Origin of the sequence: Stecheria intestinalis (genome assembly GCF_009696165.1) — a bacterium.
In the GTDB taxonomy this organism is placed as follows: Bacteria; Bacillota_I; Bacilli_A; order Erysipelotrichales; family Erysipelotrichaceae; genus Bulleidia; species Bulleidia intestinalis.
In genome coordinates, this window is record NZ_VUMN01000002.1 from 50,012 (window position 1) to 62,000 (window position 11,989).

An 11,989-nucleotide genomic window follows, 5' to 3' on the forward strand; every position below is an offset into this window, starting at 1 on the left:
CATGTTCTGTTTTTTTTCTGTCTGCCTGAGTGAAGGATATTCAGAAATCATGTAAGAGATTGTGATTCAGATTTCATGAGAATCATGCGGTTCTTTGCCTGTTTCTGTTTCTGCACATGCATGAATCCCGGCTACTTCCAGAATGTATCATGAACCTGAAAAGAGAGATCCATGCCTGCATATTCCATGTGGTAGATGCCGTAAGGATCATGCTGGTAGGCGGGTCTTGGATCAAGCTGCAGAATACTGATCAGAACGGAACGTTTATCCGCAGGAATCAGTTCCTGCAGTGTTTCCGGAATCCGGACGCACAGATGGGGCAGAGGACCGGCACTGATGCCAGGCAGTGCACAGGGGATGCTGTCACAGTAAGGGAGGTATGGCTTGATATCATATAGCGGTGTACCATCTGCCAGATCAGCACCAAGTATCGAGATGGTAAAGCCAGCTTCATTGACTTCGCTGATTTTCACTGCCGTCAGTCCTAATGAGTTCGGCTGGTTCGGAGACCTTGTAGCAAATACGCCAAGCCGTTTCTTTCCGCCAAGCCTCGGCGGCCGGACTGTCACGGACCAGCCGGAGGATCTGCTGAAGCACCAGATCACCCAGAGATGCGAATACGATTCTAATCCGCGCAGAATGCCTTCCTTCCGATATTCCGGATTCAGAATGATCGTCCCAGGCAGGGAAGCAGCAATGGTCCCCTGATGGGGAATTCCGAATTTATCCGGAAAATCAGTTCTGACAATTCCGATAGGCTGCAGCAGCAGAGATTGAGACATAGCATCATTTTATCAATACGGATCCTGCAGTATGGACCAGGTTTCTCTGGACAATTGCGAAAAAATGCATAAAAGATATGAAAAAGATTACATGGAGAAAGCCGGCGGGAATATAAGGAATACCAGCTGTCTCAGAAACCATACGACCAGAACCAGACGAAAAAAAAGACCGCAGATTCATGCGATCTTCTTACACATGGAGCAGATGAGCGGAATTCATAATGCGATACTTGAATATACGAAAATGGCTTATTTATGCGGTTTTTATACGTTCAACACGGCACGAAAAATATGGTTTTTTGAAAAAAGTTGACCAAAAAGTTGACCACTATTTCTGCATGCATGAATGCATCTGCGTGATAGCATTGTTCATATAGTCTTCGGACTCTTTCATCATATGAGCATAAGTCTTCTCGACCTGAGCTACCGTGTCTCCGATCCTGTTCGCAACTGCCACAATATTCACACCGGAGGCGATCAGGTTGCTGACATGGCTATGCCTTAGATCGTGCAGCCTAATCTTTTTTACCTTTGACTTTCTGATTCCATTAGTAAATTCTCTCTGAATGTTTGTGATCGGAAGCGTTCTTTCACCAGCAAATAGGTATGGGCCTGGAGCATTTATCAGCGGTTCAAGGTCTTCCAACAAAACTGGATCAAGCTGAATGACACGGATTTTTCTGTTTTTGGTAGACTTTGCGCCGTTCTCAAAATGCTTGATGGATTCCTTTATGACAACCTTCCCATCCGGGGAGATTCTGTCTTTTGTGATCGCAAGTGCTTCTCCACGTCTGCAGCCGGTCCAGTATAGAAACTCAAAATATAGGCGGTATACCGGAAGATCTACAGCAGACAGAAACTGATTGAATTCTGCAGCAGACCATGTCTGCATCTCACAGTTGATTTCTGCATCTGTTTTCTTAAAGGTCTTCAGCATAACCGCATTGTTTTCAATCCCATAAACCTTCGACGCATAAAGGAAAACGGCTTTGACGTACTGGAGCGTTAGATTCTTCGTCTGAGTAGATAGTTTCTGATCTCCTAGATTGTTTCTCCATCTCTGAAGCTCAGGCTTGGTGATTTTATCAATAGGCGTATGCAGATATTCCGAGAAATATAGACGATATTTCGCTCGTTTCTGGTTTGCAGTATTACTGGAAGTATCCATCGACTTCAGGTACTCATCAGCAATAATACTGAACTCAGGCAAGCTGCTGCTTTCTGTACGCAATATATCTGCTTCCCATGCCTGTGCTTCTCTCTTAGTGGAAAATCCTCTCTTCTTCTTCCACTCAGTCTGCCCGGAATACGGATTCTTCTGTTTTACTACTGCATACCATTTGCCGGTCTTATCTTTAGAGACTGACATATTAATTTATTTAACCATACTATTTGGAAAACTTGCTCTTCCTTAGAGAAAGCTCCATGTCAGTGCCATTAATGATATCGAACCGAATATACAAGTTCCAATAATATTCCTTTCTTTCTACTAGAATATTGCCTTTTTTAGCATCCTCTTGTTCGTCTCTTGGAACATATCCAATCTGTCTCCATTCAGCGGTTCTATTATTGGGACATTTTGCCATAACCTTTATTGCGTTAGCGTCGTGCTCATTCGTTGGTTCCGGTTCAAGTTTACAAGGAAGTCTGAATGAAAACTTGTTATCAAAAAAATGTCCATCATCCATTAAATCCTTAACAAGAAGCATAATATCTACTTTGTGCAAACCTTGCCCAGTTATATGAATGTCTAAATTAAAATTATGATTCATATTTTTGTTCTCTACTACATTTACATTGCCTTTGACTTCTGAGCTTTTTAAAAAATTGAATAATCCCATAATTTTCATCCCCCTTACTGTTTTATTTCTTTATAAATTCCCTTTAATAATCCGAGAATCAAGTAATTATTAGTAATTATCGGAGAATACTTTGAATTACAAGGTTGCAGGATTGTAACATCTTTTGAAAAATATATTTTTTTCAATGTTGCTTCATTATCTTCGGTTAGTAAAACGGCTACGATTTGACCGTTTTGAGCAGTGCTTTGTTTTTTAAAGAAAGCAATATCGCCGTCGTGAATATTAGCTTCAACCATGCTATCCCCTTTAACACGTAAAGCAAAATCAGCTTTGAAATGTTCATCAATAGAAATATAGTCTTCATAATTTTCTTCACACCATATCCCATTGCCCGCACATATTGTTCCGATTACAGGAATATTAATTATCTTTTTTATAGAGATAAGATTCTCTATTGATGATAAGTCCATTAGCTTTTCAGGAGTTGTTCCAAGTGCTTTGGCAAAAGCAATTATTTTTGATTGGGTTAAATCGACCGAACCGGATTCAATTTTTGCAATAGAGCTTCTATCGTTATATCCTACTTTTTTTGCTAATTCTTCTTGGCTCATTCCCTGCATGGTTCTTAATCTTTTTATGTTGTCGTACAAATTCATAAATGATCTCCTGCGATCAAATAATAACGTCATAGTGAACTTAATTCAAATAATTTTAAATAAATTAAAAAAATGTTGACTTTAATTCACAAAACGAATAGATTGTAAGTGTGAATTGAATTCACTTATAGAAAGGAGATTACATGACAAATACTTTACAACTCGAAACAGAAATTCGAAGAAACGGATATACAAAGAAAGAAGTTGCCTCCTATTTGGGTCTATCTGAACAAGGATTTTTGCTTAAGTTAAACAATAAAAATGAGTTTAAAGCAAGCGAAATCGAAAAGCTTTGTCATCTTTTGAAACTTAAAGATAAGAATATTTTTTTCTCAAAAACAGTGAATTAAATTCACACAAGAAAGGAGGAATCATGATCAGATCAAAGCGGTCAAGAGAAGAATGCCTGGCACTCCCGTATCTCAGAAAAACTGAAATTGCGACTCTGCTGCAAGTTTCTCAGGAAACCGCATACAGGATCTACGCAGCAGCAGACAAGCTGGATCAGAAGATGGAGTTCAGGGTGGAACCTACAAAGGTCAGAATGCAATCTGTCATGAAGGTTACAGAAATGAACTACAACCTGCTGGCAAAGCAAATTAAAAGCGCCCCACCGGGTAAATAGAAAGGAGAGATCAATGTATTCTTGATGATCAAGCTTAAGGAGTTTCGCAGCAAGCAGCATCTCACGCCCTTAGAAATGGCTGAGCAGCTGAGTATCTCTTTATCTCAGTATTACAAGCTGGAAGAGGGATATAAAAAACCAAGCTATGAGCTGATGGAAAGGTTTGCAAAGTCATTTCCAAAAGCGAACATGCGCCTGGTCTTCTTCGATACAGAGTGACCTATCTGTTAGAGCAGACGGATCACCTGTCGGCATTTATTTACTTCACATGAGTTGCAGTGCATATGGCCACTATCACGAAACTGTCTCTAAACAGCTCTTCTATAACTCATTCAGCAACTTAGGCGGTGCCGTTCCGCGAGATGGAATCTGCCTGTAGCAAGCTGATGCTTACACCAGTGGAAAATCCCATTTTAACGTGTGGTATCACGGGTTCACCGGCGTAAGCAGTGAAGAACGGGCAGGATCAAAAGTTTTTCTGACACATTTACCTCCTGATTCTGCCTTATTCAGGTAACTAAATTCTATCACTGTTTAGCACTGATAGAGATAAACAAAAAGCGCTTTCCAAGCCGAAGGAACAAGCGCTCAAGATGGCTCACCAAAGCCATCTCCATTTTAGCAAACTAAATACCAAAAAGCCAAATTTTGCAGAAAAGGAGATTTATGAAAATTGACGAAATCATCGTAAAAGACAGGATCCGAAAGGATACCGGCGGAATGATGGAGCTGATCAATGACATCAAAGCGAACGGCCTCATCAATCCTGTGACGATCAACACGGATCATGTCCTTCTCGCTGGCTATCGCAGACTGACCGCATGCAAGGCGTTAGGAATGGAAGACATTCCAGTGCACATGGTATCGACTGAGAGCGAAGAACAGGACCTGAAAATTGAGATCAGCGAAAACGAGAACCGGAAAGAGTTCACCATGACGGAACGGCTTGACTACGCGCGGCGCCTGCAGCGGATTGAATCCATCAAAGCAGAACAGAGAAAGCAATCAGGACAGTTTGGAACGGATGTGCCGAAATCAGCACCACCGGAGGAACAAGGGAAAACCCGTGACAAAGTAGCTGCTTCTATTGGCATTGGCCACGACACTCTCCGCAAGGCTCAAGAAATTGCTGAGAACAAAGATAAGTTTGACCCGGAAGAATTCAAGGACTGGGATGACGGGAAGCTCAGCACGAACAAACTGTACACGCAGCTCAAGCAGCAGAAATCAGCGCTTTCAAAAGAAAACCAAATGCTGAAAGAAGACCACCATAGGCTCGAACAGCAAAACTCAAAGCTGAAGCATGAGCTTGAGCGTCAGCCGGTGAAGGAAGTAGTCCAGACCGTAGAGAAGCTGGTAACTCCGGATGACTACGAATTCCTGAAGAAAGATAATGTCCGTCTCTACAACGAGAATAAAAAGTACATCGAAGAAGCTCAGGAGTGGGAACGGAAGTACAAGGAATCCGGTAGAATCACGCCGACACTGGATGAGAAAGCAAAAAAAGATATGGACTGGCTGACCATCGGAATTCAGGAATTCCTGAGGACATACGGCGGCAAAGCCTGGGGGCTCGACCGGCGAGAATCAATCGACCAGTACCACACAGAAGATCTGGCTGCACAGGCTAAAAATCTTCTTGCATTTGCACAGAACCTTTACAGCATCGTTACCGATGCAGGAGAAAAATCATAATGACACAGATGAATCAGCTCCAGCAATCCGGAATGGACCAGCTGCAGAATATCGTCAATCAGACAGCGATTAATACTCGCTCAATCTCTCAGCAGTTAGGAATCATTGCTTCCGCAGTAACAGACTTGAAAGCACATGCCGATCAGACCGATCAGAAGATTGAAGACATGGGGAATCGGATGACCGGATGGGAAGAGCGCGAGCGGATCAACCGTGCACAGCAGAGGCGAATGAAGCATGCAGTAGTCGAGAGAGTCAACCGCATTCTTGGAATCAAGGTAGTAAACGGAGTAGTAGCGAAGGAATCGCTGAAGATTGCAAAGACATACCGGAGCGCATTCATCCGGAGGTGCTATATCGATGCGAAGAACAAGTCCCGCATGGGGGAACCGTACTACGAAACGACAGTTCGTGATTACGAAGATGCCATGAAGTACATCGAGAGCTGGGTTCCTTAATGCTCGTATGACGGATACACCGGAACAAAAGCCTATATCAAGTATCTGAACGAAATGAGGAACGCGTGATGATCTACTGCAATTTATCTGATGGCAGCAGACAGACGAAGCTCGAGATCAAAGGAATGGGATCAGATATACGCGATGAGCTGACAGCAATCTTCACCGAGCTGGAGAAAACCGATGCGGGAGAGTCGCTGATCTACGCCGCATTAGTGCAGAGTGTGGATCCGGAATGGAAAGAGAAGTACGACAACGAGATCCGGCAGTTCCCGGATCCGAATAGGAGAAAAGCATGAACACAGAAATCACAGATAAAGACGCCAGGCTGATCATGGCAATGGCTATCATCATGATCCCGCTGGTCATTGATGCGACCATGCGGCTCGCAGAGCTGGGGAGGATGATCGGATGACTGAGAAATGGACCAAAGCCCGCTGCGAGCGGGAACTAAAGAACCCAGCGAACTGGGAAATCGATTTCGCAGAACGATATATCGTGGAGTCATCGTTTGAGTTCTACTCCCTGCGTTTCGTGAAATCCGTGATCAAGAGATCTAATTCTGACTGGTGCCGGAACAGCAGAGGAGCATACCTGCCCGTTGCAATGCATGGATATGAATACGATGAACGCGATCTCTTCGTTGTCATGCATGGCGAAGACGACACCACAGCACTGACAAGGATCGGAAAGGCAGACGCAGTGGAGATGATGATGGACGCTCTGAAGAAAGAAGGCTTATCTGTATGATATGGCATAAATGCAAGCCGGATAAATCGGGGCTCTATGCGGTAATCATTGACAACGACCGTCGCGCATATACCATGCTGCGGCAGAAGCGCAGTGTGCGGAAGGCACTGGGAATGGCAGATCAGCTGAACCTATTTGACCAGCTGGACCAGGAGGATCAGGGAGAAAAACGAGCATGACATACGTCAGAAGATACAGCTGCAAGACTCATTGTTACGAGAAGCCTGAAGAGCTTCCGAAGAACTGGCATACACCGCTGATTGCAGACAGCTTGAATGAGATCATCAACTGTGCATGCTGCGGCAAAGAGCTGAAATTCGGAAACTGTTTCACTTCAATGATCATCTGCGACATGAGCGGGGCATTTGGATTTCCGGTTTGTGAAGAATGCTACCAGAAAGAATGGAAAGACCGGAGAGATGCACAGATCTTCGAGAACACAGAGGATCAGAAACCGATTGAAGCCGATATGGTAAGTGAGCTGGTGGGCAAAGATGCTAACTGATTACAACCTGTTTGAGTATGCATTGGAACAGGATCAAGAAAAGAAGCATCCTGAATCAAATACAAGATCCATCATCTGGAAATGCAGGTCATGCGGATCTGAAACTACTGAACGGAACCTGGGCGTAAAGAGATACAGAAATCGTTTCAACGGAAGAGTTTATCGGGAGGCAGCGTGCCCGATCTGCGGGTCTATGGACGTTTATCCGACTAGGAGACATGAGAAATGATGGCTAGAGAAGAAACCTTGAACAGAATAGCAGGGAAGATCTATGAGCTCCTACGAAAGAATGAGGTCAGTGCAAATGAATTCAGTCATATTTTCCAAATTGTCAGAAAGGAAGTGATGAACAGTGCAAAGCTCAGAAATCACGCTTGATGATTGGAATGCTGCGCTAGATCGATGCATCCGGTTTGTGAATGAGAACAGATGCTTTGAGGAAGCATTTGACCGGCTGCCATGTTCTGAAACATATGTTCTGGAAAGCCTGATCAAGGAATTCCAGAATGGGAACCGCAGCCGGAAGCTATACGATCAGATGCTGAAGTACACGGCCAGGAAGGAAGACTGAAGAATGGGAGAGAATCGCAGATTTTACTGGATCAAGTTAAAATCAACATTCATGTCCAGCGATGCTGTTGATTTCCTGATGGGGCAGAAGAATGGATCACAGTATGTTGTTCTGTATCAGATGCTCTGCCTGATGACCATTCACAGCAACGGCAGGTTGGAACGTCAGCTTGGAGAAGTAATCATTCCATACGATGCCGAGAAAATTCAGAGAGACACGAAGTATTTCAGCCTTGATACCGTCAGAGTTGCACTTGAACTCTTCAAAAAGCTTGGTTTGATCTACCAAAATGAAGAAGATGGATGCTTATCAATTTCCGGATATGAAGAACTTGTTGGCAGTGAAACACAAAGCACAATTCGCTCTAGGAATTCAAGAGAGAAAACAAAGGCGTTGCAATGCAACGCTGAATGCAGCGCTGATGCAACAATATCGCATCAGATTTGCAACACAGATATAGAGATAGAGAAAGAGATAGATAAAGACTTAGAAAAAGAAAAAGATAAAAAAGAAAAAGCTTCGCCTGCTGAAGCAGTCGAGAGTGTTTCTCCTGAAGAAACACGAAGAACCACAGAGGCATCGGAGACGAGAGGACACAAAGATGGCTCTACTATCGACATTGAGCAGGCATTCGATACGTTCTGGCACGAATATCCGAGGCACGATTCCAGAAAAGCAGCGCTAACGGCATTCCGCCATGCGTGCACCAGCTCAAAGGTGCTTGGGGAAATCATGCGCGGCTTAAGGTTCCAGAACCGAACGAAATTTTCACGCACTGAAAAACAATTTGTTCCGTATGCATCAACCTGGCTACATCAGGAGCGATGGAAAGACCCTGTTGAAGATCCTGCGGCCAGAGCGGCACCAAAAGCGTGCATTGCAGAGGCAGATAGTCTTCAGAAAACAAAGATTGTGGACCAGCTTACCGGAGAGCTGATTGAAGTAACCACAGTGGGGCCGATGAAGTGATATGCCCATGCAGGTAAGCCAGGAGGCTTCGTTCAACCAGGCGTGGATCATCTCAACGATATTCCTGAGAAATGCGTATATTCCGAAACTCAGCATTCGCCCGGAGATGATGGATTATCCGTATAGCAAGTTCCTGCAGCTGTGCATCAAGTCCTACGAGCAGAAACAATACCTGGATCTGGACTATGTGCTGCAGAATCTGAATCCGCAGGAATCGTCAGATTTCCTTGGAGTACTCCAGGCATGCCCTAATGACGCGTATCCGGCATTCGTGCATTACGAGAAATCCGTCTATGAGAGCTACATCAAGCGGACGATCGACAAAGAGTGCGAGCGCTGGAAGAACGGTGAAATCTCGCTGGATGAATTCCGAAGAGAACTGGATCTGCCGGCTGCCTATGACACAGATGTTCTGAACTTCGATGACCTCAAGAACACGCTGACCACAGAGCAGAGAGCGCTGAAGCTAGTCGGATATACGAACATCCGGAACATGGCTAACCTGAAGGAAACAGATCTTCTGGTCATCGGAGCATGTACCGGCAAAGGAAAATCTGCCTTGGCTCTGAATCTGCTGGAAGATCTCAGCCGGAACTATCCATGCACGTACATCAACATGGAAATGGGCGTGGCAAGCGTTCATAAGCGGATGATCGCTATTCACACGGGTATTCCGATCGACGAGCTGGAACGGTTCAAATATCTTCCTCCAGTGAGGCAGGATGAGATCCTGAAGGCATCTAAGTTCATTAACGAGCGGCATATTACCCTGGTGAATTCCAGCCAGAATATCAATTCAATCCGGGAGATTATCTCTTCTCACAACAATGAGCATCATGTGATCTTCGTGGACCACATCGGACTGATCAGATCTCCTGGAAACAGTCTCTACGAGCGGATGACGTATACGGCCAAAGAGCTGAGAAAGATGAGCCTGGATTACAACGCGACGATCATCGCTCTATGCCAGCTGTCACGGCAGGCAGCACAGCAGAAGAAACCAGATCTGAACATGCTGCGGGATTCCGGAGAAATTGAGCAGTCCGCGACAAAGGTAATGCTGCTGTATTCGGAGGATACCGGATCAGGAGAGAAATACTACATCGACATCGCAAAGAACCGTGATGGACGGACCGGAACGATTCCGATCACATTCACGAAGAACAACCAGAAGATCATTGATGACTAAGCAGAAAGGAATGGTGAACATCATGAAAAAACAGAACAAACCAGCATGCATCTTCAAGAAAGCCAACAGAGGAGCGAAGGTATATCTTCCGAGAAGAGCAACTCCAGAATCTGCGGGGTACGACTTCTTCCTTTCGAGAAATCTGACAATCAAGGCAGGAGAAACGGCAACTCTGTCCACAGGCATCATTGCAGATCTCGCACCTGGATATGTGCTGATGCTGTTTCCGAGATCTTCTCTGGGAATCAAAGGACTTGAGATCACCAATACCGTCGGAATCATCGATGCAGATTTCAAGCTTCCGATCGCGGCTTTTCTGAGAAACAACGGAAACAACGATATCGTCCTGAAGCACAATGACAGATTCATGCAGGGAATCATTGTTCCGTATGGCATTGCCGGGAACGATAAACCGATTTCAGAGAAACGGACCGGAGGCATCGGGAGCACTGGAAGATAATGCCGAGACATTACAACACCTACGGACCTAACGCAAAGCATGGCCAGGAAGTCGTGCAACCGTTCAAATTCAACGATTGGCAGAAGATGGAGCAGATAAGCCTGATGGAGAAAGAAGCGGCTCCAGCAGGCTCTCTGGCCTATTATCGGGCATACAGAAGCTACATCCTTCTGCTGATCGGAGTAAATGTAGGCGCTCGAATCTCGGATCTGATCGAATTCACGCCTAGAACGTTTGCCGGAGGCAGATGTGAATTCCGGGCTCATAAGACCGGAAAGCTCGTTAGATATGAAATCGATCATGAGATCTATTCGGAGATCCAGAAATACGTGGATGAGTTCCATATCAGCATCAACACGTTTCTGTTCAGATCGACTTCCGGAAAAGAGATCATCAGTGACCGGATTTCCAGGCAGATGGCATGGAGAGAGATCCACAGGCTTGCAAAGCTGGCCAACGTGGAATACTGCGTCGGAACTCACAGCCTCAGAAAGAGCTATGCACGATGGCTGTATGATGCCGGAATGAATCTGTCAGATGTTGCAGCGCTTCTCCAGCACGAGGATCCAATGACTACGCTGAGGTACATCTGCATCGATTCCGAGTCCACAAAGGACAAGAGAGAGCACATCAGATTTGTTCCGAAATTCCGGCCCTAGTTAACATATCGATTTAAGTATAATGGCCGTTTCTGGAACGATACGATCAAAAATCGCCGTAAACCGCATCAGAGCATGCGATGCGGCACATCATACCCACCCGGAAACGCCTGGAAATCACGGTTAACATAGCCTATATTTCGTTAACTGGTCGCGAAAACATACATGCATGTGATTTTAGGAGGCTAAAATGACGAACTACGAGAGAATCATGAATGAAATGACACCGGAAATGTTTGTCGAAATCCTGGATGGAATGACAAACCCATGTCTCATGTGTTCATACCGGAAACAAGCGCACTGTCCGCGCCGCTGCCAGGAAGGTATCGAAAAATGGCTGAACCAGGAGACAGACAATGACTAAGGGAAAATGGATTTCAGCCAATGACCAGTGGCCAGACGATGATCGAGAGGTTCTTGCAGTAAGCGATGGGAGAGTGCTGATTGCCAATTATTTGGACGGATGGTTCAGATACATTGAAGATGAATGCGGCGATATGGTCCCTACTGATGACATTGATGTTTCTTACTGGATGGAATTGCCGAAACCGCCGGAGGAGGCAAAAGATGCTGTTGATTGACCCGAAAGAGACCGAGGTTGAATATGGAAAATGAAGCGAAAGACAGAATTCGTGTGTTAGAAATCAAAAATTCTGAGCTTTCCGAGAAACTTCGGATCGCTCAGGACATGAATCTCGAACTTTGGAAGCTGTACCAGAAATCATCTAAGCGGCTCCATGTGCTGGAGAGTTTATTGGAGGGCAATGAATGACGAACTACGAGAACATGATTCGTGATATGACACCAGAGAAATTGACAGAAATCTTGGACGGAGTTACAGACCCATGTCTCACGTGCGCATACCGGG

The 11,989-nt window shown here is 44.9% G+C and carries 20 protein-coding genes and 1 pseudogene; 16 read left to right on the forward strand and 5 right to left on the reverse strand.

The features are described from left to right. Positions 1-131 precede the first annotated feature (131 nt). The 5 genes and pseudogenes from tsaA to FYJ51_RS01645 form a co-directional block, all read right to left on the reverse strand. A complete protein-coding gene (gene tsaA, locus FYJ51_RS01630; protein WP_154502433.1) occupies positions 132-782 on the reverse strand; it encodes a tRNA (N6-threonylcarbamoyladenosine(37)-N6)-methyltransferase TrmO in 651 nt (216 codons plus the stop codon). A 328-nt stretch (positions 783-1,110) separates the two neighbouring features. After that, complete coding sequence (locus tag FYJ51_RS01635) at positions 1,111-1,992, reverse strand: tyrosine-type recombinase/integrase (protein WP_235897194.1); 882 nt, start codon at positions 1,990-1,992, stop codon at positions 1,111-1,113. Positions 1,993-2,022: 30 nt separating this feature from the next. After that, positions 2,023-2,151 (reverse strand): annotated as a pseudogene (locus FYJ51_RS13900) (Arm DNA-binding domain-containing protein); the annotation flags it as partial. Between the two features lie 19 nt (positions 2,152-2,170). Further along, positions 2,171-2,623 carry an HIRAN domain-containing protein gene (locus FYJ51_RS01640; protein WP_205946108.1) on the reverse strand — a complete coding sequence of 151 codons (453 nt, stop codon included), beginning with the start codon at positions 2,621-2,623 and terminating at the stop codon, positions 2,171-2,173. 14 nt (positions 2,624-2,637) lie between these two features. Beyond that, complete coding sequence (locus FYJ51_RS01645; RefSeq protein ID WP_205946109.1) at positions 2,638-3,240, reverse strand: LexA family protein; 603 nt, start codon at positions 3,238-3,240, stop codon at positions 2,638-2,640. A gap of 143 nt (positions 3,241-3,383) precedes the next feature. Between FYJ51_RS01645 and FYJ51_RS01650 the strand changes: the two genes are divergently transcribed. From FYJ51_RS01650 to FYJ51_RS01725, 16 genes are all read left to right on the forward strand, one after another. Then, positions 3,384-3,590, forward strand: a complete 207-nt coding sequence (locus FYJ51_RS01650) for a DUF739 family protein (protein ID WP_154502445.1) — start codon at positions 3,384-3,386, stop codon at positions 3,588-3,590. A gap of 299 nt (positions 3,591-3,889) precedes the next feature. Continuing rightward, positions 3,890-4,084 (forward strand): helix-turn-helix domain-containing protein, encoded by a 195-nt coding sequence (locus FYJ51_RS01655; RefSeq protein WP_205946110.1) that lies wholly within the window; start codon positions 3,890-3,892, stop codon positions 4,082-4,084. Positions 4,085-4,531: 447 nt separating this feature from the next. Beyond that, positions 4,532-5,560 carry a ParB/RepB/Spo0J family partition protein gene (locus FYJ51_RS01660; RefSeq protein ID WP_154502451.1) on the forward strand — a complete coding sequence of 343 codons (1,029 nt, stop codon included), beginning with the start codon at positions 4,532-4,534 and terminating at the stop codon, positions 5,558-5,560. Beyond that, entirely contained in the window at positions 5,560-6,018 is a 459-nt protein-coding gene (locus tag FYJ51_RS01665) for an ORF6C domain-containing protein (RefSeq protein ID WP_154502454.1), read from the forward strand. Before FYJ51_RS01660 ends, FYJ51_RS01665 begins: the two co-directional genes overlap by 1 nt. 68 nt (positions 6,019-6,086) lie before the next feature. Beyond that, positions 6,087-6,317 (forward strand): hypothetical protein, encoded by a 231-nt coding sequence (locus tag FYJ51_RS01670; protein ID WP_154502457.1) that lies wholly within the window; start codon positions 6,087-6,089, stop codon positions 6,315-6,317. A 112-nt stretch (positions 6,318-6,429) separates the two neighbouring features. After that, positions 6,430-6,768: a hypothetical protein gene (locus FYJ51_RS01675; protein WP_154502460.1), complete on the forward strand. Its 339-nt coding sequence runs from the start codon at positions 6,430-6,432 to the stop codon at positions 6,766-6,768. Beyond that, positions 6,765-6,947 (forward strand): hypothetical protein, encoded by a 183-nt coding sequence (locus FYJ51_RS01680; RefSeq protein ID WP_154502463.1) that lies wholly within the window; start codon positions 6,765-6,767, stop codon positions 6,945-6,947. The genes FYJ51_RS01675 and FYJ51_RS01680 overlap by 4 nt, the downstream gene beginning before the upstream one ends. Next, the gene (locus FYJ51_RS01685) at positions 6,944-7,273 is read left to right on the forward strand and encodes a hypothetical protein (protein ID WP_154502466.1); all 330 of its coding nucleotides are present in this window, start codon (positions 6,944-6,946) and stop codon (positions 7,271-7,273) included. The genes FYJ51_RS01680 and FYJ51_RS01685 overlap by 4 nt, the downstream gene beginning before the upstream one ends. A 352-nt stretch (positions 7,274-7,625) precedes the next feature. Continuing rightward, positions 7,626-7,844, forward strand: coding sequence for a hypothetical protein (locus FYJ51_RS01690; RefSeq protein ID WP_154502469.1), 219 nt, complete (start codon positions 7,626-7,628; stop codon positions 7,842-7,844). 3 nt (positions 7,845-7,847) lie between these two features. Then, positions 7,848-8,813, forward strand: a complete 966-nt coding sequence (locus tag FYJ51_RS01695; RefSeq protein ID WP_154502472.1) for a phage replisome organizer N-terminal domain-containing protein — start codon at positions 7,848-7,850, stop codon at positions 8,811-8,813. Positions 8,814-8,820: 7 nt separating this feature from the next. After that, positions 8,821-10,002 (forward strand): DnaB-like helicase C-terminal domain-containing protein, encoded by a 1,182-nt coding sequence (locus tag FYJ51_RS01700; RefSeq protein ID WP_205946111.1) that lies wholly within the window; start codon positions 8,821-8,823, stop codon positions 10,000-10,002. Further along, the gene (locus tag FYJ51_RS01705) at positions 9,995-10,462 is read left to right on the forward strand and encodes a dCTP deaminase/dUTPase family protein (protein ID WP_205946112.1); all 468 of its coding nucleotides are present in this window, start codon (positions 9,995-9,997) and stop codon (positions 10,460-10,462) included. The genes FYJ51_RS01700 and FYJ51_RS01705 overlap by 8 nt, the downstream gene beginning before the upstream one ends. A 104-nt stretch (positions 10,463-10,566) precedes the next feature. Further along, complete coding sequence (locus FYJ51_RS01710) at positions 10,567-11,121, forward strand: tyrosine-type recombinase/integrase (protein ID WP_205946113.1); 555 nt, start codon at positions 10,567-10,569, stop codon at positions 11,119-11,121. A gap of 190 nt (positions 11,122-11,311) precedes the next feature. Further along, positions 11,312-11,485 (forward strand): hypothetical protein, encoded by a 174-nt coding sequence (locus tag FYJ51_RS01715; RefSeq protein WP_154502484.1) that lies wholly within the window; start codon positions 11,312-11,314, stop codon positions 11,483-11,485. Then, the gene (locus tag FYJ51_RS01720; RefSeq protein ID WP_154502487.1) at positions 11,478-11,702 is read left to right on the forward strand and encodes a DUF551 domain-containing protein; all 225 of its coding nucleotides are present in this window, start codon (positions 11,478-11,480) and stop codon (positions 11,700-11,702) included. The genes FYJ51_RS01715 and FYJ51_RS01720 overlap by 8 nt, the downstream gene beginning before the upstream one ends. A gap of 23 nt (positions 11,703-11,725) precedes the next feature. Continuing rightward, on the forward strand, positions 11,726-11,893 hold the full coding sequence (locus FYJ51_RS01725; RefSeq protein ID WP_154502490.1) for a hypothetical protein: 168 nt from the start codon (positions 11,726-11,728) through the stop codon (positions 11,891-11,893). The last annotated feature ends 96 nt before the right edge of the window (positions 11,894-11,989 follow it).